This window comes from Rodentibacter myodis (assembly GCF_001999305.1).
GTDB classification, from domain to species: domain Bacteria; phylum Pseudomonadota; class Gammaproteobacteria; order Enterobacterales; family Pasteurellaceae; genus Rodentibacter; species Rodentibacter myodis.
Window position 1 is genome coordinate 15,038 of the sequence record NZ_MLHQ01000036.1, and the last position, 20,976, is coordinate 36,013.

Below are 20,976 nucleotides of genomic sequence, written 5' to 3' on the forward strand. Positions count from 1 at the left end.
CTCTCTAATCAAACTTAATCTTACCCTTTATAATGGCGTTAGTTTTTATTTTCTCGGAGCAATTATGCAACAGGTTAAATCAATCAATGCCGTATTATTGCTAATTATTTTAAGCATTTTAATGGCATTTACCTCCCTTTCTACCGATATTTATCTACCGGCAATGCCACAAATGACCCGTGATCTGAACGGACAAGCAGAACTCACCGTAACCGGTTTTCTTATTGGCTTTGCCTTAGCACAACTGCTTTGGGGGCCGATTAGCGATCGTATCGGACGAAAAATCCCGCTTTATATCGGTATGGTGATGTTTGTGATTGGCTCGCTAGGCTGTGCAATATCAAGTAATATCGAGCAGATTATTTTCTGGCGGGTATTCCAAGCCTTCGGTGCTTGCACCGCACCAATGCTTGCCCGTGCCATTGTGCGGGATTTATTTGATAAAAGTCGTGCCGTACAATTAATGTCCACATTAATGATTATTATGGCAATTGCGCCGATTTCCGGGCCGCTAATCGGTGGGCAAATTCTTAAAATCTCTACTTGGCATACCATTTTTTATTTACTGGCTGCCATTGGTGGCGTGATGTTTTTGTCCCTTTGGTTATTACCGGAAACACTTCCCCAAGAAAAACGGGCTAGCGGTCATTTTTGGGCGGTCTTCCGCAATTATAAAATTTTACTCGGCAATCGTGCATTTATGACATACACCTTGTGCGTGACCTTTTATTACGTTGGGCAATATGCGTTTATCATTGGCTCGCCACAGGTATATATTGAATTTTTCCACGTTGAACCACAACATTTCGGTTGGTTATTCGGCATCAATATTATGGGCGTGATGCTGATGAGTTTCTTAAATCGTTTTTTAACCAAGCGTTTCTCTCTCGATCAATTATTACGCACTACCACGTTCTTTATTTCGATAATGGGATTACTTCTTGCATTTTTTGCCGTTACCCAAATTGGTGGGCTTGTAAGTTTGATGATCTGTATTTTCTTTTATTTCTCAATGGTCGGTATTATCGCCGCTTGTGCTACGGTTGCCGCACTTGATCGTGTACCGGAAATGGCGGGTTCTGGTTCTGCGTTAATGGGAGCATTACAATACGGTAGTGGTATTATTTCTTCCCTTTTACTCGCTTGGTTTGCCGATGGCAGTGCGTGGACAATGGCGTGGATTATGGCAATATCGGCACTCGCCAGTGCTATAGTGATGAGAATCCGCGTGAAAAAATCAAATTCATAAATGTCATTTTTATTCATTAAATGACCGTATTTTCTCAGGATATATCGCATTCTTACGATATTAAGTAACAAATGCACAAAGTCTTATTTCAGGTCTATTGTAGAAACACAGGAGCAGTGCCCACATTTAAAAATTAAATAATTTCAGTGTGTTAATTTTGCGGACAATAACCGGCGTCCCAACTTGTCATGTTAAAATAGTATTTTGTGCAACTGCTACATAATGCTGCGATAGTATAAAAGTGCGGTCAAAAATTCAGGAAATTTTAAACCTCTGTTTTATTAACCACACTTTTTTATGAATTCCCCTACTTTACTGCCTGCACCATAAAATCCACAAAAGTCCGTACTTTAGGTGATAAATAACGGTTGCTTGGAAAAACTAAATGAAAGGTATTTTGCCGAAGTTTAATATGAGGCAAAACAACATTTAACCCGTCATTAACACAAAATTCCGGTATGCAAGCGATACCTTTTCCCTGTTTCACAAAATAAAGCAAGGTTTCAAGATGGTTACAAACCATTGACTGTGGCAATACTATGGCTTCGGGAAGTTGCCAATCGTCTAATCGTCCGGTTTGCGGATATCGGTAATGTAAGCATTGATGATTCAGCAGATCTTGAATTGATTTCGGCTCCCCTGCCGTAGCCAAGTAATCAGAACCTGCCACCAATTTAAATGAGAAATGACATAATGGACGGGAGATCAAAGAGGAATCTTCCAATTTTGCCCCACGAATTGCCACATCAAAGCCCTCTGCAACTAAATCAACCATACGGTCAGAAAAGTCTAAATCCAATACTACTTCAGGGTAAAGGCGATTAAATTCTTCCAAATAAGGAAGAAAAAATCCCCCATTTTCAATACAATACCGTAAAAGTGCGGTCAAAAATTCAGGAAATTTTAAACCTCCGTTTTATCAACCGCACTTTTTGATATTTAAGGGTTATTTTATTGAATCCATCAAAATCGGTTCCATTTGTTGCAATAGTTATAAAATGACCTTTGTTCCCTTTTTACACGGCTTAAAAAAACATCGTAGATAAAACGGATAGACATATTGCTGTAAGACGAGTAATCACTACATTTCAACACGATACCAATATGGTATAGGAAGGTGGGAGGAACCACAAAGCAATATTGTTTTGAGAAACGAATAGTTCCCCCCCTAAAATAACCGATTATAAGCGGAATTCGGACGACCATTGTGGGAACTGTTGGCGGAATTTACTGCTGTCTAAACGTGTATCCGAATCTGCCACATTGTAAATGCCTTTAGGGGCATCTATCGCCAAAAATGCGGCAAGGGCTGCAGCGTGAACGTGTAAGGGTGGTGCAAAATCCACTGCTTGCTCAATACCGGAATTCGCCCCATACAACCAACCGTTACGCAGCACCACGCCTTCCATACCGCTATTTAATACTTGCTGTTCTAAACTATACACGGCTTGGGCGGTTTCGCCATAAGTCGGTTCATTGAAATCCAGTAATGGCGAATCTTCTGTGTGTATTTTTTCGCTCGGTGCATAAACAAAACCAATACTTTGCGCGACTAATTTTTTCGCTCCTGCTTTTTGTGCTGCTCGCACTAAATTACGCGTCCCTTCATCGCGAATACGGGCGTTACGCACCAACGCAGCTGCCATTTCTTCCGCTTTTAATCCGTCAGGTAAATCGGTTAATTGGTGCTGCACAATATCGGGTTGAGTTGCAATCATCGCTTGTTCCAATGCACCGGCATCAAAAACATCCACAATCACCGATTTCACCCCCATGGCTTCCAACTTTGCTGCTTTTTCCGCACTACGGGTCGTACCAAATACAGTATAACCCGCTTCGATCAACATTTTACAAAGAGGCATCCCAATCACACCGCTTGCACCGGCTAAAAATACAGTTTTAGACATAAAAAAACTCCGATAATTGATTAAGTAATCATTAAAACTGTCTATTATAAAGCAAACTTACGGTGAATCTAATCCGGTAAATACGAAATAGCGTTTGCCTAAAGTGCGGTCAAAAATCCACAAACTTTTGCCTTATATCCTCAACCACTCCACCAACAATTTCAACAACGGAGAATGTTCGGTACGGTTGGGGAAGTAGAGATGATAACCGGGGTAGGTACATTCCCAATCGGTTAGCACGGAAACCAGTCTGCCCGCTTGAATATCTGCCGCCACTTCATCTGCCATTTCCCACGAAATCCCCACACCGTCTAGGGCGGCTTGGCGGGTCATTGGCGGTTGGTTCACAATCAAGTTGCCTTGCATTGCCATTTTGAAGCGTTTACCTGTTTCGGGGTTGTCAAATTCCCATTGCAACAAATCATTATAAGTGGGGATTCTCAAACGAATACAGTTGTGATCTTTCAACTCATCGGGCGTTTGTGGCGTGCCGTGTTTGGCGAGATAGTCAGGGGTGGCGACATAGCACATTCGCACATCCTCCGACACCCGCACTGCAATCATATCCTTGTCCGTTAATCCTCCCTCACGAATCCCCGCATCATAGCGTTCCGCTACAATATCAATGAACTTCATTTCAATGGCAAGTTCAAGGGTAATTTCAGGGTAGCGGGCGAGAAATTGACGGAATTTCTGCCATAACACTACGGAAATAGCGTGTACCGTGCCGTTAATCCGCAACATTCCACGGGGTTTGTTTTGATTAGACAGAATTGTCCGCAAGCGGTAATCAATATCCTGAAATAGCGGACTAATTTGCTGATAAAGCTGTTCGCCAGCCTCGGTTGTAGCGACACTTCGCGTAGTACGGTGAAATAATTTCAATCCCAACCGTTTTTCCAGTTGATTAATGGTGTGGCTCACCGCTGCACGGGAAAGATGAAGCTGTGCCGCCACTTTGGTGAAACTGTTGCTTTCTGCCACTAATAAAAAAATCCGCAGATCGTTCAGGTTTTCTTGCATAACGTCCTTATTGTCAAATTAATTTTGACAAGTTATTCAAAATTAGTCATCTAGTCAAGCTAAAATAATCTGATAAAATGACCGCGCTTTTTAGCTTATTCCCTTTTTACAAAAGAGGGACACATTAAATAAGGAAAGCAAAATGACAAAACCTACTTACACACAAGATTACAAAGCCATTGAACAGGTATTATTAAACGAATACAGCGAAGGCACCAAGCAAGCGAACAGTGCCATTATGCAACCTGCCTTTGATGAAGTCGCTACAATGTATAGCGTGAATGGCGAAGGCAAATTAGTAGGTGGTAACGTGCGTGAAAGTTTGTTCCCTGCGATTGATAAAGATTTCAAACCTTCGGAAAACCCGATTATCGCCATTGCCTATATTGACATTGTTGGCACCGCAGCGGCAGCCCGTGTAGATACCGACAATATGAATGGATTTGGTTTTACCGACTATTTCAACCTGCTAAAAATCAATGGCAAATGGAAAATCGTTAGTAAAATTTTCCACGGGCATTATTAATTTTATTTTGAGTGTTTGATACTTCATCAAATTGGGAGAGAACAATGAATATTTTAATTTTAAACGGACACCAACCTTATGAATTTTCCCCCGGTAAACTCACCGCGAGTTTAATTGAAAAAGCCACCGCACTTTTAGAAGCTAAAGGGCATCAAGTACGTCATTCCAACGTGCTGGAATATAATATTGAAGAGGAATTTGCCAAATACCAATGGGCGGATGCGGTGATTTTCCAATTCCCTGTACACTGGATGAGCGTGCCGTGGATGACGAAAAAATATATTGATGACGTGTTTATTGCAGGTGGCGCAGGCGTGTTCTGTAATAATGATGGGCGTTCCAGCAAAAATCCAACCGCCAATTACGGCACAGGCGGCTTAATGGGCGAGAAAAAATATCTGCTTTCTGCCACCTTCAACGCACCAAAACAGGCATTTGACGATCCGAACGAATACTTATTCCAAGGTAAAAGTTTAGAGGATTTACTACTTCCTTTGCATAGCACCTTCCGCTTTTTTGCGATGCAAACCTTGCCAAGTTTCGCTTGCTATGATGTGTTAAAAAATCCACAAATTGAACAGGATTTTGCTCGTTGGGAAGCCCATTTAAACGCACATTTTTAAGGAAAAAACCGATGGCAATTCAACCCGTAGAACTGGAAAAATTTTACCGCCTGATCAACCACGGCCCGACCACAATGATTTCTGCCAAAGCGGACAACATTGAAAACGTGATGTCGGCGGCTTGGGTATGTGCGGTGGATTATTTACCCAATCCTAAGTTGATGATTATCGTGGACAAAGCCGCCTACACCCGAGAACTGATAGAAAAGAGCGGTTATTTTGCCGTGCAAATCCCCGTGGCGGCACAGGCGGAATTAGTGATGGCAATGGGCGAAAGTCGCAAAGAAAATCCGGCAAAATTAGACCGGCTTAATCTGTTTTATCAGAACGGTTTTGATGTGCCGTTAGTAGAAGGTTGTGCAGCGTGGATTATCTGCAAAGTGATGCCGGAACCCGATAATCACCAAAAACACGATCTTTTTATCGGCGAAGTGCTTGCCACCTGGGCAGACGACCGTATTTTCCGTAACGGGCATTGGGAATTTGACCAAGCCCCCGATGAACTCCGTACCTTACACTATATCGCAGGCGGTCAGTTTTATCTGATAGGTAAAGGCTTGACGGTAGGAAACCCAATAAACACGCCGTAATAATGCTTTTCTATCACAGCGAAAAAACATTGGTAAAATTAACCGCACTTTAACAAATAAAATCGTGGGCGAAAAAGCCCACGTTACATTTAATTTTCCTCACAAACTTTCCGAACTCACGTTCGTCCAACCCTGCCCGGTTTCTTTCACTACACTTTCACTACAAAAGGAACACCGCTTACGCCAAATATTGAGTAATGCTTTTACCGCTTGCCGTACGGAAATTGTTAGATTTTTTAATTGAAAAATTTTCAGGAAAAGATTGGTAAAAGTGCGGTTAATTTTTACGATTCTTTTGCCATTTTGTTATATTCCCTCAGTCGTTTCACGACAGGTTACTCGCTTTGCCCGCTCCTTTGGGGTTGTTGGCAAAGCCAGCGCTAAAATGCAAGCATTTGTCCTCCGTAAACGTAGGGAGCGAAGGGTATTTCACGGTAGCTCCCCATAAACGTAGGAAGTAAAGGCATACAACAGCGAAATATTGGAAGAATAAAAAATACTTAACCATCGGAATAATTTGCGAAATAAACTGTCATAAAATGGCAATATCAATCGTTAAAACAAAGGAAAAAATATGAAACAACAAACTTGGATTAGAAAGGGCTTTTATCTTGCAGGGGCATATAATTTAATTGGTATTTTGGGGTTTACCCAATTTTTTACCGATCAACGCTTGGCAATGTTAGATCCTGTTGTCTTTTCAATTATTGGACAAATCGGCATTATTTTATGGGGGCTGGCTTATTTATCGGTATCCCATCGCTATGCTGCCGTACCACACCTGATTGCAGTATTTTGCGTAGAAAAAATTGTTTATGCCGTGGCGTGGGCGTATTGGTTGTTTACCCAAGCGGATAAATTAAACGATCCCACTCTACCTATCCATATCACAACATTCTTCCGAACCTATGGAATCGGGGATTTTCTCTTTGCAGTCTTTTTTGCGGCGGTCGCAACGAAAGGATTCAAAGCCTCAAATACAACTCCATCATTTTAAAAATAACAAGGGTACGCTTGTCGTGCCCAATCCTATATCCAACAATTCTCAGCCAAAATCAACCGCACTTTTACTCACTAAATCGTTTCCGCCATTGATTGGGGGCGACTTTATGTTTTTTCATAAAATGTTGCCGAAAAGCAATATCGCTATTAAAACCGCTTTGAAGGGCAATTTCGGTGATACTGAGACGGGAGCTTTCAAGTAAATCTCTGGCTCGTTGCAGGCGGGCTTCAATCAACCATTGATTCACAGACATTCCCGTGGCTTTGCGGAAGTGGCGGGTGAAGGAGCTGCGGCTCATTGAAAGGCGGTGGGCGAGATCATCAATTTGATGAAGTGCGGTTAAATTTTCCGATAAATAAGCCAACAAGGTATTAATGTTGCGGTTGGAGGTGGCACGGGCGATGGGTTGCTCAATAAATTGTGCTTGCCCGCCTTCACGATGAGGCGGAATAACCAATAATCGGGCGATATGATTGGCAATTTTTACGCCGTAAATGTTTCGTACAATAGAAAGGCAACAATCAAGCGAGGCAACCAAGCCTGCCGATGTAATAATGCGATCATCCTGCAAATAAATCGGGTTGAAATCCCATTTCACAGTAGGAAAGCGATGGGTAAATTCTTGCTCGCCCAACCAATGACTTGTGGCTTTTTTGCCATTTAACAAGCCTGCACACGCCAACACATAGCTGCCATAACATAATCCCACCACCGTTGCCCCTCGCTCATAGGCTTGGCGTAAGGCATCCAGTAATCTTTCACTTGGCTGAATTGCCGTATCGTGCCAACCGGTCATCACCACCATATCGGCATCGTGTAAACAATCTAATCCGCCATCTAATTGAATATGCAATAACGGATGCTGAAAATTGTCGGGGTTATCACTGACAACTTTCACGCTAAAGAGCGGTTGATTTTGCTCATCTTTTAAACTAAAAACGGAATATGCCATTGAAAAATGAATGGGCATAATGTGGTCGTACACGATGAGGGCAACAGTCGGCATTTTCTTTTTTATTCGGTAAATCAATGAAACGCACTATATCACAAGTTGACCCAATAATTATGTTTTATGGCTTATTTTCTATTTTTCACCTTTTGTATTCTCCCTATAATGCGCACCATTCACTTTAAAAGAGGAAAAATGATGAACTTAAAAACATTAATGACTGCCGTGACATTGGCTGTTGCCACCGCCACTTCATTCGCTGCGGATCTTGCCCCCAAAACCACTGATAGCTACCAGCATATCCGTAATGCGACAGGTCGCATTAACTATGCAGGCAAAACATTTTTGATCGATCCAATGTTGGCGGAAAAAGGGCGTTATCCGGGATTTGAAGGCACATTCAACAGCCATTTACGTAACCCGATGGTTGAACTACCGGTGAAAACGGAAGAAACCTTTAAAGATGTCGATGCGATTATTGTGACCCATACACATTTAGATCACTGGGACGAAGTGGCACAAAAAGTGTTGCCAAAATCAATGAAAATCTTTGTTCAACACGATCGTGACGGTGAATTATTAAAATCGCAGGGTTTTACCAATGTTGAAACGCTATTAGGCGGACATAGCACGCAATTTGGCGATGTTACCCTCTCCAAAACCGGTGGTTCGCACGGTACACAGGCAATGTTTGAATCCCCTCAACTTGCCACAATGCTGGATGAAGCAATGGGCGTGGTCTTCCAAGCCAAAGGGCATAAAACCGTCTATTTAGTTGGCGACACCATTTGGACAACCGATGTCAATAAAGCCATTAATCTTTACAAACCCGAAGTGATGATTATGAATACCGGTGATGCACGCGTATTAGGCTTTGACGGCGGTATTATTATGGGAACGCAAGATGTGGCACACGCCCGTAAACTGGTGCCGAATGCCGAACTAATTGCAGTGCATATGGATGCGGTGAATCATATGTCCGTTTACCGTAAAGACTTACGCAAATTTGTGGAAGCAGAAAAAATTCAAAATGTTGAAATTCCTGAAGATGGCGAAGTGGTGAAATTCTAAGAATAAAACCAATTCAGCTTAAAAGACAAAACGGAAGCAATAGCTTCCGTTTTTGTTTGTCTTATCCTTTTTGGCGATTCGGCAAAATCATCGCCAATCCCAAGCCCACCAACGCCGGCACGAGCCAAGGTAATGCAATTTCGGCAAAAGGTAAATGCCGAACCCAGTTCGTTATTTCTATCATTTGGAATTGTTCGCCCAACACGCCGGCCAATGAAACTGCCGTAACAAATGCGACCGTTAATTGCATTCCTAATTTTGAAAGGGCAAGGACTTTGTTTACCATCACTAAAATCACAATGGCAATCGTGATAGGGTATAAAATCAGCAGAACAGGCAGTGAAAATTGAATGATCGCATTCAATCCCAAATTTGCCACGCCTAAACCAAGCAAAGCAAAAACAGTGGCGTAAACCCGATAAGAGAATTGAGGGAAATGTGAAGCAAAAAATTCAGCGGTAGAAACAATTAATCCTGCCGTTGTGGTAAAACAGGTTATCGCCACCATTACTGCTAAAAACCATTGTGCCGATTGACCAAAAATGGCTTGCGTGGCTTGCGATAAAATATACACGCCCTTGTTTACATCACTATTCATTACCTCCGCCGGCATCGGGAAATGATTGCCCAAATAAGCCAAACCGATATAAAGCACACTAAAGCCTAATGCCACCACAATCCCAACAAGCCAAATAGTTGAAACATATTCTTTGCGGGAATGAAAGCCTAACCGCTTCAAGGTTTGAACCGCCACCACGCTAAACGCAACGGAAGCCAAAGCATCTAACGTGTTATAGCCTTCAATAAAACCTGTGCCAAATGCGGTTTTAGCATAATCCCCCATTGCCTCTTGTGGGGAATTTGCACCGTATTCGATAATCCCCATCACCACTAACATCACAATCAATAAGGCAAAAATCGGCGTTAGAATTCGCCCGATACTGTCTAAAATTTTAGAGGGATTTAAGGCAATAAAATAAGCGGCGGCAAAATAGAACAATGTGAATATGCCTAATCCTTTTCCGCCCACACTTTCCGACAGCATAGGGGAAATGCCCACTTCATAGGCGACTGTCGCCGTACGCGGAATGGCAAAAAAAGGCCCGATGGAAAGATATAAAATCACCAAATAAAGGGTGGCGAACCAAGGGGAAATTTTCTGTGAAATTTCGTCCACATACCCCTTAGGATTTAACATTCCGATAATCAAGGCAAGTACCGCAATCCCCACTCCGGATAAAACAAACCCTACAATCGCCTGCCAAAATTGCCCGCCCGATAATGCCCCTAAACTAGGGGGAAAAATTAAGTTGCCGGCACCAAAAAACATACCAAATAATAAAAGCCCGGTTAGGGCTGCTTTTTTTAGCATCATTGTTATTTTACCTATAAATAAATGGGCGGCGAGTATAGCACGATAATCACCAAGCGCAATGAGACTTGAAAGTGCGGTCAAAAATCCAAAAAATTTTATTAGCAATCTTTTGACGTTTAAAATACAAACAAAATCTCCTATAATTTTCGCTTTTAGGAGGAGCTATGTTTCTTATTTATGTTCTGATCTCACTTATTGCCGGAATGGCACTTGCTTCACAATCCGCCATCAATACCCAATTAGCGAAGGCAGTTGGCAACGAACCTGTTATCGCAACATTTATTTCTTTTGCAGTGGGAACGATTTTGCTCTTTTTCGTTGCCTTGTTTAAAACGGATTTATGGGCAGGATTGGCCGCACTTCCACAACAACCTTGGTGGAAATTAATCGGCGGCGCACTCGGTGCATTAGTGGTATTCACCACCGTGTTGTTGGCACCCAAACTTGGCATTACGGCAATGCTCTTTTTTATCATTGTGGGACAATTAATCACTGCTTCATTTATCGATCATTTCGGCTTAATCGGAATGCCAACTCGAGAAGTGAATATCACCAAACTGATTGGTTTAGCGATTGTTGCATTTGGGCTTATTTTCTATTTCTTTGGCGATAAAATCTTCACCTTAGTGAAAGGATAAGGTGCGGTCAAAATTAGATAAATTTTAAATAACTAAAAAAATTTTCCCGTAAAAAAACCAAACACATTGAAGTGTTTGGTTTTTCATTCAAATCCTAGCCTAATTTTCTATTAAGCAAAATATTGTTCTAAATCATCGCTTCCACCAATGTGTTTACCGCCGATAAAAACTTGCGGAACACTGGTTTTACCGGTAATCGCACGCACAGAAATAGTACTTGCATCACGACCTAAAACGATTTCTTCAAATGTATAACCTTTTGCTTTTAACAATGCTTTTGCTTTTGCACAGAACGGGCAACCCGGTTTTGTGAACACTGAAACAGACGGTTTTGCCGTCCAACCCGGTTTTAAGTATTTGAGCATTGTATCGGCATCAGAAACTTTGAACGGATCGCCCGGCTCTTCCGGTTCAATAAACATTTTTTCTACAACGCCGTTTTTCACAAGCATAGAATAACGCCAAGAACGTTTACCAAAACCTAAATCTTCTTTACCTACCAACATTCCCATTCCTTCGGTAAACTCGCCGTTACCATCCGGAATCACGGTGATATTTTCAGATTCTTGATCTGCTTTCCACGCATTCATTACGAAAGTATCGTTGACGGAAACACAGATAATGTCATCAACACCTGCTGCTTTAAATTCGCACGCTAATTCATTATAACGCGGTAAATGAGTTGATGAACAAGTTGGCGTGAATGCCCCCGGTAATGAGAAAACAACAACGGTTTTATTATCAAAGAGTTCGCTTGTGGTCACATCAACCCAGGCATCGCCTTGGCGGGTGTGAAAAGTTACATTTGGTACTTTTTTACCGGTCATATCGGTTAGAGCCATATTTTTCTCCTTAAATTTGGAATGATGTATGATTGATGATCTAGATTATAGTCAAATTTATGATATAGTCACAATCAATTAATTCTATTCTTTTAATCGCCCCTTTCTATATTATAAGGACATTCGATGAACATTCGTGACCTAGAATATTTAGTTGCTTTATCAGAACATAAACATTTCCGCCGTGCGGCTGACTCTTGCAATGTGAGCCAACCCACATTAAGCGGGCAAATTCGCAAATTAGAAGATGAACTCGGCATTATTTTATTAGAACGCACAAGTCGAAAAGTCCTTTTCACGCAATCTGGAATGCTGTTGGTCGAACAAGCCCGCACCGTATTGCGTGAAATCAAGCTCCTGAAAGAAATGGCAAGCAATCAAGGAAAAGAAATGACGGGACCGTTGCATATCGGCTTAATTCCGACATTAGGCCCTTACCTTTTGCCGTACATTATGCCCACGTTAAAAAAAGCCTTTCCCGATTTAGAAGTATTTCTTTATGAAGCACAAACACAACAATTATTGGAACAACTAGAAACCGGTCGTTTAGATTGTGCTATTTTGGCACGTGTACAAGAAACAGAAGCCTTTATCGAAGTACCGGTTTTTGAAGAAAAAATGCTACTTGCCGTTTCAGAATCACACCCTTGGGCAAAAGAACAAAAAATCCCAATGAACCAACTCAAAGGGCAAGAAATGCTGATGTTGGATGATGGTCATTGTTTGCGTAATCAAACCTTGGACTATTGCTTCACTGCTGGTGCAAAAGAAAATGTACACTACCAAGCCACCAGCCTTGAAACACTACGCAATATGGTGGCAGCGAATGCCGGTATGACGTTTATGCCTGAACTTGCCGTGCTAAATGAGGGAGCTCGCAAAGGCGTGAAATACATCCCTTGCTATTCACCGGAACCGGCCCGTAGCATTACCTTAGTCTATCGTCCCGGTTCGCCATTGCGTAACCGCTATGAACGCGTTGCCAGTGCGGTGAGAAATAAAGTCACCTCAATTTTTAATGGGGAAAAATAATGGCAGGCGTTCGCGCAATTCAAAAAGAAAAAACACGCCGAGCATTAGTGGATGCCGCGTTTAATCAGCTTAGTGCAGAAAAAAGTTTTTCTAATTTAAGTTTGCGTGAAGTGGCACGCGAAGCCGGCATTGCCCCCACCTCTTTTTATCGCCATTTCAACGATATGGACGAACTCGGTTTGGAAATGGTGGACGAAGCAGGGTTAATCCTACGACAGCTTATGCGCCAAGCACGTAAACGCATTGACGCAGGCGGGAGTGTCATCTCGGTTTCAGTGGAGACTTTCTTTGAATTTATTACCAATAGTACCAACGTATTCCGCCTTTTGTTACGAGAAAGCTCAGGAACTTCGCAGGCATTTCGCAATGCTGCCGCACGCGAAATTAAACATTTTGTGGACGAACTCGCCGAATATCTGGTACAAAAGAATGGTTATTCCCAATATATCGCCTATGTACAAGCGGAAGGGATTGTTACAATCGTGTTTACCGCAGGGGCAAATGCATTAGATATGAATAAACAAGAACGGGAACAACTGAAAGAGCGGGTCATTTTACAACTACGAATGATTGCCAAAGGGGCAGATTTTGCCGCACAAAAAGAAAAACATTCCACTCAAAAATAAAGTGCGGTCAAAATTTGGAATGTTTTCCCGACATTATGTAGTAAACGGACAAAGAGAAAATACTGTGAACAGTAGGAACGCGACACTTCGCGTGCTTATCAAAAAACAAATAATTTCAATAGGTTAAAAAATTAAGAACGCCGGTGTGGCGTTCTACTTTTTTACTCGCCAATAATGATTATTTACCATCCCAAGCCTGAACAGCCTCTAAACGGGCTTTAACTTTACTTTGGCTATCGCCTTTGAAGTAATCTTTCTTCAAGCCGCCTTCCCAACCGCCGTAGTTAGGGTTTGGTAACACAATGTAGGTTTTCCCGAATTTAGCTTTATTTTTTGCCACGAAATCACGGCGTTCGGCATTTAATTTTCCGTGTACGGCATCGCCAAAGTCATCGAGGTTATCTCCCATATAAAGGACGATTTCATAGCCTTGTTTTTCAATTTCGGCAAAACGGGCGGCTTTTGCCGATTTATCTTTTTTCAGGTAAAGGGCGGTTTCATCCACACCGTTAAATCCAAGGCGTTTCATATCGTCAATTGTCCCGGCCTTTTCGGTGCTGTCTTTGCGGTTGGTTACATAGAACATTTTGCCTTTGTGTGAATTGACGTAATTATTAAATTCTACTGCACCCGGTACGGCACGAGATTGGCGGGCTTCCACCCAACGTGTCCAATCTTTGCCGTCAAACGGTTTGTTATTTTGGACTTGCCAACCGGCATAAGGGCTGTTATCTAGCATTGTTTCATCTAAATCTACAACCACCGCCTTTTTCTTACCTTTCGCCACTTTTGCTTGATCAAACGCTACTTTTGCGGCGTTATAGGCTTGGTACGCAAGGGCTTGATACTCACCGGAATCTTGCATCCAGTTGAGACCCAGTACGGCTTGCTGTTGTAATTGAGCATCAGCCTGTGTTTGGGAATCTGTTTGTGCGCAGCCTGATAATAGGAAAGCAGAGATTGCAGTAAGTGCGGTCAATTTTAATGTTGTTTTCATTGTTTTTTCCTCTTAGAAAATAAATCTGGAAAAGTATAGCAAGTTTTATCTCAAGGTTGGTGAATATTCCCTTTGCCGATAACAAATTTTGAGCAATTTGTGATTTGGATCATATCAATCAAAAGCACATCAAAAATCAACCGCACTTTCCCATCGCCTTTATTTGTATTTCAAGATAAACTAGGCGTATTTTTATTCCCCTATCGGACGAGACTTTATGCGGCTATTTATTGCAATTTTGGTGGCGATTCTTGCCTTGTTCCAATACGATCTTTGGTTCGGCAAAAATGGTTACTTTGATTATAAAAAAGTATCAGCACAAATCATTGAAAATAAAGCTGAAAATGAAAAATTGGTGCAACGAAATCAAATGATTTCAGCAGAAATTCAAGGACTCACGAAAGGTTTTGAATCCATTGAGGAACGCGCCAGAATGCAACACGATATGGTGAAAGAAAACGAAACCTTCTACCACATTGTTAAAGAGCATAAATAATGCAACGAAAAATTATTGCCATTATTCCTGCCGCCGGTGTGGGATCGCGTATGCAGGCGGATAAACCTAAACAATATTTAACGATTCTAGGCAAAACAATCCTCGAACATACGTTGAATATTATGCTGTCTCATTCTGCGATTGAACGTGTTATTGTTGCCATTAGCCAAAACGATCCTTATGCCGCACGGCTTTCCATTCTTTCCCACCCGAAAATTCAGTTGGTTGAAGGTGGGGAAACCCGAGCCGAATCCGTATTAAATGCCCTGAATGTGATTCAAGAAAGCAATGCTTGGGCGTTGGTACACGATGCGGCGAGACCTTGTTTAAGTGAAACGGATTTGAACAAGTTATTGGACATTCAAGCCCCTCAAGGGGCAATACTTGCTATTCCGGTCACGGATACGATTAAGCGGGCTAACCAAACCGGTGAAATTATTGCTACTGAAGATCGTTCTCAACTTTGGCAGGCGCAAACACCACAATTTTTCCCCTCATTATCACTTAAAAAAGCCCTAAAAGATGGACTAAAACAGAACAATATCATTACGGATGAAGCTTCCGCGATGGAACTGGCGGGATTTCGACCGCACTTGGTGGCAGGGCGAAGCGATAATATTAAAGTAACCCGACCGGAAGATTTAGCACTGGCAGAATTTTATTTAACAAGGAAAACATTATGATAAGAATCGGACACGGTTTTGATGTACACGCATTTGGTGAGGCGAGACCTTTAATCATCGGCGGCGTTGAAATCCCTTACCACACCGGCTTTATCGCACATTCCGATGGCGATGTTGCTTTGCACGCTTTAACGGATGCGCTATTAGGGGCAGTCGCCCTAGGGGATATTGGTAAACTTTTCCCCGACACGGATATGCAATATAAAAATGCGGACAGTCGTGGCTTGTTGCGTGAAGCTTTTCGCCAAGTACAAGAAAAAGGTTATAAGGTGGGAAATGTGGATGTTACTATCATCGCACAAGCCCCTAAAATGCGCCCGCATATTGACGAGATGCGTGCTGTTATCGCTCGCGATTTGCAATGCAATATTGAACAAGTCAATGTTAAAGCCACTACAACGGAAAAACTGGGTTTTACCGGAAGAAGTGAAGGCATTGCTTGTGAAGCGGTAGCGTTATTGATAAAACAATAAAAAATCTATAAAAAACAAAGGCACAATATTTATTGTGCCTTTTTGTTTTGTCGCTATTATGCTTTTTCATCTAAAAGTGCGGTCGAATTTTCTTCCGTTTTTCCAACACTGTCCGATTGAATTGACATTGCATAACGCAAACTTTGTTGGCGGATTTGTTCTGCCGCCGCTTTATCCCCAGCTTGTTCAAAAACATAAGCAGCCATCATCGTATCATTGGATTCAAGCTGTTTAGGGCAAGCGGTTACTTTTCTAAAAGCATCTGCCGCTTTGGCAAAATCATTATTGCGAACATATAAATAACCTAATGCACGGTTAATTCCACATTGTTCGTTTTCACCGGCGTGTTTGGCACGTTTTTCCATCATTTTGATTAATTTGCCATTATCTACCGGTTGCAAACGGGTAATTTGACTGCAAAGTGCTTCACTTAGTGGCGAGTTATCACCCCATTTTTTCAATACATCAAGGGTAAATTCATAAGCGGATTCGTGATCATTGCAATCAATTAAACGTTGAATAAGTGCTACTTTTAAGTCGAGATCATTACGGCGGCGGCGAGGTTGTGCTTCCCACCAAGCAAGTAAACCGTCAACGCCTTCTTCATTCATTTTTTCATCTAACAAGCCATTTTCGGTTTTAAGCTGTAATGCCTTAAATTCCTCCGCAGAATATAAGCCTGAGCGTTGTACAAGCTCAAGAATACGATCAAGGGCTTGATAGGCTTTTGAACGAATATAAATTTCTACCGCTAGTTTTAATACTTCTTTATTGCGATCGGTCATTTCCAATAAACTATCCACGGAACTACGTGCTGCCGGAAGTTTATTTTGTTGGAGCAAAATGCGGGTGCGTGCAATTTCGACAATAAGATTGTCAGAACCGGCAAGTTCTGTCGCTTCAATTAAATAGCGATTGGCACTAAATTCATCACCACGTTGCTGTGCCGCCTCTGCTGCCTTAATTAAATTTAAAATCGGTTCTGCAGAATGTTTGGCGTTTTTACCAATCAATTTTTCCGCTTTGGCATAATCCCCTTCGTTCATTTTCATTAAGCCTTCAAGGGTTTGCTTTTGTGCTTTCACACGTTTACGGCGGGAGAACCAACTATATGTACTGCTACTTAAACGAAAGAAACGGCTGACAATCCACTCGGCGGCATAAATAACCGCCAAGGTTGCCACAAATAAAATGACCAGCGTGGTGATAGACATTTCATAAATACTGTTTGCCGTTTCAATACGTACATAGCCTTGCTGACCGGCAAGGTGAGGGCCTGCAATTAATCCGGCAAGTAAAGCCAGCATTAAAAATAGTGTTCTAAACATAATCTATCCTTATTGTTGCGGCTCGGTTGGCTGTTGTTCGGTTGGCTGCGACTGCGATTCGGTTGATGGCAGCGCAGCAAGCGGTTTTTCTTCCGTTACCACTTCAGGCTTTGCCGATTCCTGAACGGTATCCGTTTCTTTGGGTGGTTCGTTGAATGCTTTTTCAGCTTCAATTTCCACTTTTTTTACATCCATCGGTACGCGATTTAAATATTTATCCAACAAATTCAAGCTTTGTAACTGTGTTGGCACATCTACATAAACCGATAATTCCGCCAGTTCATCCACGGATTTTAAGAAATTTTGTGTTACTTCCGTGTTGGTATCAAAGTAACTACGCACCCAAGTTGCCACGGCTTCCAATGATTGTTTATACAAATCATTTTGTTGGCGTGGTACTGCCATAATGGCTAATTGCAAACGAAGTCGAATATTTTCACGTAAATAAATATCTTGATTCGGTGCGAGTAATTCTTTCTTATCGGCACTTTGTTTTGGTGTGATGCGAATAAAATGATTCAAGAAAGAAACCGCACTTTTCTCCGCATTGGCTTGCCAATCATCCAAAGAATCGGACAGTTTGGTCGAAGTCGGATCATCACCAAAATTAATATTTAACACCGGTAATTCATCGACTGAGTTGGCTAATTGAGAAAGACGCTGCATAACGGCATTTTGATCAATACTATCCACTGAAAGCAGTTGTTTTAAATCCTGATTAATTGCAGTGCGAACCGCCATTGAATCTGCATTATTGACTTTCGCCAAGGTTTCATCGGCTAATTTCAATAGGGATACGCCTGTATCGACATCGTTATCCAAGACGAGTTTGCGTAACGCATTATTCAGTAAGAAATCCGCTTCAGAAAATAGCCAGTCGTTTGGTTGTTGGGCGATCGCCTGTTTGCTCACGGCTTCCACTTGCTGACGCATTGCGGTAAGTTCCTGCGCTTTTGCAGAAATCATTTGTTCAAGGCGATTGAGTTTTTCTTGTGTTGCAGTATTGGCTTTTTCAAGCATTTCAATTTGCGGCGCCGATTGCATTTCATTAGAAGAAACGGAGGTGGCTTGCGTTTCAAGTGCGGTCAATTTTTGCTGAATTTCACTCACTTGTTGTTGCCCGAAATAATAACCGCCTGCGCCCACACCCAAGGCAATCAAAATAGCCAACAGACTCAAGCCTGTTCCACTTTTTTTGACAATTGTTTGAACCGGTTGAACCTGTGTTTCTACTTGATTTTCAACGGTATCCTGTACCGTCTCATCAAGATTTTCTACTGCTTCATTTGGTTTGTTTTTCGCCATATTCATTCCTTACTGGATCATTTAGCTGAGTAATGTATTCAATAACGTTTGATTATCCGCTTTTGGGGATAAAATAATATTCTGCCAACCATATTGTTTCGCAGCGTCAGAAATTCGCCGGCTCACCGTGACTAAGCGGCAAGTTTTAAGCCAATCCTGCTCGCTTTCAGGCACAAATTCAATGAGTGAATGTAAAATTTCTAAACTGGTTACCACCAAGGTATCCACGCCTGAACGCTTACAAATACTGGTTTGTTCTTCATTGTTATAAACAATGGGTTCGCGGCGATAACATTCTAAAATATCAACAATCGCCCCACGTTGTTTCGCTTGCTCAGGGAAATATTCTCTACCGCCATTACCACGCAAAATTAAAATCTGTTTTTCATTAAGTTGTTGCATTGGCGGAAGTGCCAACACACCTTCACTATTTTCTTGAGAAATCGGGTAATGAATAATTCGCTCGCTTTGAGATGAAAAATACGCTGCCGTTTTTTGTCCAACGGTAAAATAATGTAAATCTTCACGCCACTGAAAGCCCGTTTCTTTTAAGGTTTTAACGGAAAAATCAACCGCACTTTTGGAGACTAAGAAAACATAGTCCCCTTGATTAAGCTGGAGCAATTTATTCGGGAGATTTTCTAAATCTTTGCCGCTTTCAAAGGTAAATAAAGGTAAATGTAAAGCAACGATGCCTGATTGATTTAATAAATCAACCAGCTGCCTGCCACGTTCATCAGGACGGGTAACCAGCACCGCCATTATTTATCTCCGGCATAAACTTTTTCGAGAATGCGATCGGCACCTTGAGCAAGTAATTGCTCCGCAATCTGAATGCCTAATGCTTCTGCATTTTCGACCGCACTTTTTCCTTCGGCACGAATAATTTGCGAGCCATCAAGTTCGCCCACAAGCGCACGTAAATAAACTTGATTATTTTCTAATACGGCATAACCACCAATAGGCACTTGGCAACCGCCTTGCAAACGGGTATTCATTGCTCGTTCGGCAAACACACAGGCTGTTGTTTCCTGATCCGCAAGCGGAGCAAGCAATGCTTGGATTGCCGTATCATCAACACGACATTCAATGCCCACCGCACCTTGACCGGCAGCAGGCAAGGAAATATCTGTTTCAATAAAGGAGGCGATACGATCTTCCATTCCTAAGCGAATTAATCCGGCGGCGGCAAGAATAATGGCATCATATTCACCATTATCTAATTTGCTTAAACGTGTACCAACATTACCTCGCAAAGAGCGAATATCCAGATCCGGACGTAATTGTTTCAACTGGCATTGACGGCGTAAACTGGATGTTCCCACAATCGCACCGTTTGGTAAATCATCAAAGGAAGCATATCGATTAGAAACGAAGGCATCACGAGGATCTTCCCGCTTACAAATTACACTTAACCCTAGCCCTTCGGGAAATTGCATTGGTACATCTTTCATTGAATGCACTGCAATATCGGCACGCTTTTCAAGCAACGCATTTTCTAATTCTTTGACAAATAAGCCTTTTCCACCAATTTTTGCCAGTGGCGTGTCAAGAATAACATCCCCTTTTGTTACCATTGAAACGAGTTCCACACTTAAATTGGGGTAAAGTTCTTGCAAACGATTTTTTACAAAATTAGCCTGCCATAGTGCAAGCGGACTTTGCCGAGTGGCAATTTTTAAAATAGTTGGCATTGTCATAAATATAATCAATACATCAGCAATTTTGCCGCCTATCCTATCATTCTTAGGTTAAAAAGTCAGTTCCCATTTAACTTTTCCATAAGATAAGTGATTTCTATTGGTTATTGGAATAGAAGGATACAAAAAAGGCAGATCTTTCGATCTGCCTTCTTACTTTGATTTCAATCCATCAAATTAATTATTTGATTATTTTTGCTACCACGCCCGCACCTACTGTACGACCGCCTTCACGGATAGCGAAACGTAAACCTTGGTCCATCGCGATTGGGTGGATGAGGCTTACTGTCATTTTGATGTTATCACCCGGCATTACCATTTCCACGCCTTCCGGTAATTCAATCGTACCGGTTACGTCTGTTGTACGGAAATAGAATTGTGGACGGTAACCTTTGAAGAATGGGGTATGACGACCACCTTCTTCTTTTGATAATACGTAAACTTCTGATTCAAAATCAGTGTGTGGTGTGATTGAACCCGGTTTCGCTAATACTTGACCACGTTCGATTTCTTCACGTTTTGTACCACGTAATAATGCAC

At 41.9% G+C, this 20,976-nt stretch carries 24 protein-coding genes; 12 read left to right on the forward strand and 12 right to left on the reverse strand.

Annotation, left to right across the window (positions count from 1 at the left end; genetic code table 11):
• Window positions 1-64: 64 nt before the first annotated feature.
• A complete protein-coding gene (locus BKL49_RS11390) occupies window positions 65-1,249 on the forward strand; it encodes a multidrug effflux MFS transporter (protein ID WP_077425561.1) in 1,185 nt (394 codons plus the stop codon).
• Between the two features lie 307 nt (window positions 1,250-1,556).
• Here BKL49_RS11390 and BKL49_RS11395 read toward each other — a convergent pair whose 3' ends face one another.
• The 3 genes from BKL49_RS11395 to BKL49_RS11405 all read right to left on the reverse strand — a co-directional run bounded on the left by BKL49_RS11395 (window position 1,557) and on the right by BKL49_RS11405 (window position 4,179).
• The gene (locus BKL49_RS11395) at window positions 1,557-2,138 is read right to left on the reverse strand and encodes a LysR substrate-binding domain-containing protein (protein WP_077425563.1); all 582 of its coding nucleotides are present in this window, start codon (window positions 2,136-2,138) and stop codon (window positions 1,557-1,559) included.
• A gap of 292 nt (window positions 2,139-2,430) precedes the next feature.
• A complete protein-coding gene (locus BKL49_RS11400) occupies window positions 2,431-3,156 on the reverse strand; it encodes an NAD-dependent epimerase/dehydratase family protein (RefSeq protein ID WP_077425565.1) in 726 nt (241 codons plus the stop codon).
• Between the two features lie 132 nt (window positions 3,157-3,288).
• On the reverse strand, window positions 3,289-4,179 hold the full coding sequence (locus BKL49_RS11405; RefSeq protein ID WP_077425567.1) for a LysR family transcriptional regulator: 891 nt from the start codon (window positions 4,177-4,179) through the stop codon (window positions 3,289-3,291).
• A 142-nt stretch (window positions 4,180-4,321) separates the two neighbouring features.
• Between BKL49_RS11405 and BKL49_RS11410 the strand changes: the two genes are divergently transcribed.
• The 4 genes from BKL49_RS11410 to BKL49_RS11425 all read left to right on the forward strand — a co-directional run bounded on the left by BKL49_RS11410 (window position 4,322) and on the right by BKL49_RS11425 (window position 6,915).
• On the forward strand, window positions 4,322-4,705 hold the full coding sequence (locus tag BKL49_RS11410; protein ID WP_077425569.1) for a nuclear transport factor 2 family protein: 384 nt from the start codon (window positions 4,322-4,324) through the stop codon (window positions 4,703-4,705).
• A 44-nt stretch (window positions 4,706-4,749) separates the two neighbouring features.
• On the forward strand, window positions 4,750-5,328 hold the full coding sequence (locus tag BKL49_RS11415; RefSeq protein ID WP_077425571.1) for an NAD(P)H-dependent oxidoreductase: 579 nt from the start codon (window positions 4,750-4,752) through the stop codon (window positions 5,326-5,328).
• Window positions 5,329-5,339: 11 nt separating this feature from the next.
• Window positions 5,340-5,918, forward strand: coding sequence for a flavin reductase family protein (locus BKL49_RS11420; protein WP_077425573.1), 579 nt, complete (start codon window positions 5,340-5,342; stop codon window positions 5,916-5,918).
• Between the two features lie 574 nt (window positions 5,919-6,492).
• Window positions 6,493-6,915, forward strand: coding sequence for a hypothetical protein (locus BKL49_RS11425; protein WP_077425575.1), 423 nt, complete (start codon window positions 6,493-6,495; stop codon window positions 6,913-6,915).
• Window positions 6,916-6,985: 70 nt separating this feature from the next.
• Here BKL49_RS11425 and BKL49_RS11430 read toward each other — a convergent pair whose 3' ends face one another.
• Window positions 6,986-7,927 carry a GlxA family transcriptional regulator gene (locus tag BKL49_RS11430; protein ID WP_077425577.1) on the reverse strand — a complete coding sequence of 314 codons (942 nt, stop codon included), beginning with the start codon at window positions 7,925-7,927 and terminating at the stop codon, window positions 6,986-6,988.
• A 141-nt stretch (window positions 7,928-8,068) separates the two neighbouring features.
• On the opposite strand from BKL49_RS11430, the gene BKL49_RS11435 reads away from it, so the two are divergent.
• A complete protein-coding gene (locus BKL49_RS11435) occupies window positions 8,069-8,941 on the forward strand; it encodes an MBL fold metallo-hydrolase (RefSeq protein WP_077425579.1) in 873 nt (290 codons plus the stop codon).
• A 61-nt stretch (window positions 8,942-9,002) separates the two neighbouring features.
• Here the strand turns inward: BKL49_RS11435 and brnQ are convergent, their stop codons facing one another.
• Window positions 9,003-10,421 (reverse strand): branched-chain amino acid transport system II carrier protein, encoded by a 1,419-nt coding sequence (brnQ, locus tag BKL49_RS11440; RefSeq protein ID WP_244152005.1) that lies wholly within the window; start codon window positions 10,419-10,421, stop codon window positions 9,003-9,005.
• Window positions 10,422-10,480: 59 nt separating this feature from the next.
• Here brnQ and BKL49_RS11445 point away from each other — a divergent pair, with 59 nt between their 5' ends.
• Window positions 10,481-10,954, forward strand: a complete 474-nt coding sequence (locus BKL49_RS11445; RefSeq protein ID WP_077425581.1) for a DMT family transporter — start codon at window positions 10,481-10,483, stop codon at window positions 10,952-10,954.
• Between the two features lie 110 nt (window positions 10,955-11,064).
• On the opposite strand, the gene BKL49_RS11450 is transcribed toward BKL49_RS11445, so the two are convergent.
• The gene (locus BKL49_RS11450; RefSeq protein ID WP_077425583.1) at window positions 11,065-11,796 is read right to left on the reverse strand and encodes a glutathione peroxidase; all 732 of its coding nucleotides are present in this window, start codon (window positions 11,794-11,796) and stop codon (window positions 11,065-11,067) included.
• A 126-nt stretch (window positions 11,797-11,922) separates the two neighbouring features.
• Between BKL49_RS11450 and oxyR the strand changes: the two genes are divergently transcribed.
• Window positions 11,923-12,828, forward strand: coding sequence for a DNA-binding transcriptional regulator OxyR (gene oxyR, locus BKL49_RS11455; protein WP_077425585.1), 906 nt, complete (start codon window positions 11,923-11,925; stop codon window positions 12,826-12,828).
• Window positions 12,828-13,454, forward strand: a complete 627-nt coding sequence (fabR, locus tag BKL49_RS11460; RefSeq protein ID WP_077425587.1) for an HTH-type transcriptional repressor FabR — start codon at window positions 12,828-12,830, stop codon at window positions 13,452-13,454. Before oxyR ends, fabR begins: the two co-directional genes overlap by 1 nt.
• A gap of 178 nt (window positions 13,455-13,632) precedes the next feature.
• On the opposite strand, the gene BKL49_RS11465 is transcribed toward fabR, so the two are convergent.
• Window positions 13,633-14,451, reverse strand: a complete 819-nt coding sequence (locus BKL49_RS11465) for a 5'-nucleotidase, lipoprotein e(P4) family (RefSeq protein WP_077425589.1) — start codon at window positions 14,449-14,451, stop codon at window positions 13,633-13,635.
• 217 nt (window positions 14,452-14,668) lie between these two features.
• Here BKL49_RS11465 and ftsB point away from each other — a divergent pair, with 217 nt between their 5' ends.
• Genes ftsB through ispF form a run of 3 tightly spaced genes read left to right on the forward strand, consistent with a single transcriptional unit; the run spans window position 14,669 to window position 16,103 of the window.
• Window positions 14,669-14,947 (forward strand): cell division protein FtsB, encoded by a 279-nt coding sequence (ftsB, locus tag BKL49_RS11470; RefSeq protein WP_077425591.1) that lies wholly within the window; start codon window positions 14,669-14,671, stop codon window positions 14,945-14,947.
• Complete coding sequence (gene ispD, locus BKL49_RS11475) at window positions 14,947-15,630, forward strand: 2-C-methyl-D-erythritol 4-phosphate cytidylyltransferase (protein ID WP_077425593.1); 684 nt, start codon at window positions 14,947-14,949, stop codon at window positions 15,628-15,630. The genes ftsB and ispD overlap by 1 nt, the downstream gene beginning before the upstream one ends.
• Window positions 15,627-16,103 carry a 2-C-methyl-D-erythritol 2,4-cyclodiphosphate synthase gene (gene ispF / locus BKL49_RS11480; RefSeq protein ID WP_077425595.1) on the forward strand — a complete coding sequence of 159 codons (477 nt, stop codon included), beginning with the start codon at window positions 15,627-15,629 and terminating at the stop codon, window positions 16,101-16,103. Before ispD ends, ispF begins: the two co-directional genes overlap by 4 nt.
• Window positions 16,104-16,159: 56 nt before the next feature.
• On the opposite strand, the gene BKL49_RS11485 is transcribed toward ispF, so the two are convergent.
• From BKL49_RS11485 to BKL49_RS11505, 5 genes are all read right to left on the reverse strand, one after another.
• Window positions 16,160-17,431, reverse strand: a complete 1,272-nt coding sequence (locus tag BKL49_RS11485; RefSeq protein WP_077425597.1) for a heme biosynthesis protein HemY — start codon at window positions 17,429-17,431, stop codon at window positions 16,160-16,162.
• Window positions 17,432-17,440: 9 nt separating this feature from the next.
• Complete coding sequence (locus tag BKL49_RS11490) at window positions 17,441-18,736, reverse strand: uroporphyrinogen-III C-methyltransferase (protein WP_077425598.1); 1,296 nt, start codon at window positions 18,734-18,736, stop codon at window positions 17,441-17,443.
• A gap of 21 nt (window positions 18,737-18,757) precedes the next feature.
• Window positions 18,758-19,498 carry a uroporphyrinogen-III synthase gene (locus BKL49_RS11495; RefSeq protein WP_077425600.1) on the reverse strand — a complete coding sequence of 247 codons (741 nt, stop codon included), beginning with the start codon at window positions 19,496-19,498 and terminating at the stop codon, window positions 18,758-18,760.
• Window positions 19,498-20,436, reverse strand: a complete 939-nt coding sequence (gene hemC / locus BKL49_RS11500; RefSeq protein ID WP_077425602.1) for a hydroxymethylbilane synthase — start codon at window positions 20,434-20,436, stop codon at window positions 19,498-19,500. The genes BKL49_RS11495 and hemC overlap by 1 nt, the downstream gene beginning before the upstream one ends.
• 181 nt (window positions 20,437-20,617) lie before the next feature.
• A partial coding sequence (locus tag BKL49_RS11505) for an EF-Tu C-terminal domain-related protein (protein ID WP_482822356.1) occupies window positions 20,618-20,976 on the reverse strand: 359 nt, incomplete at its 5' end.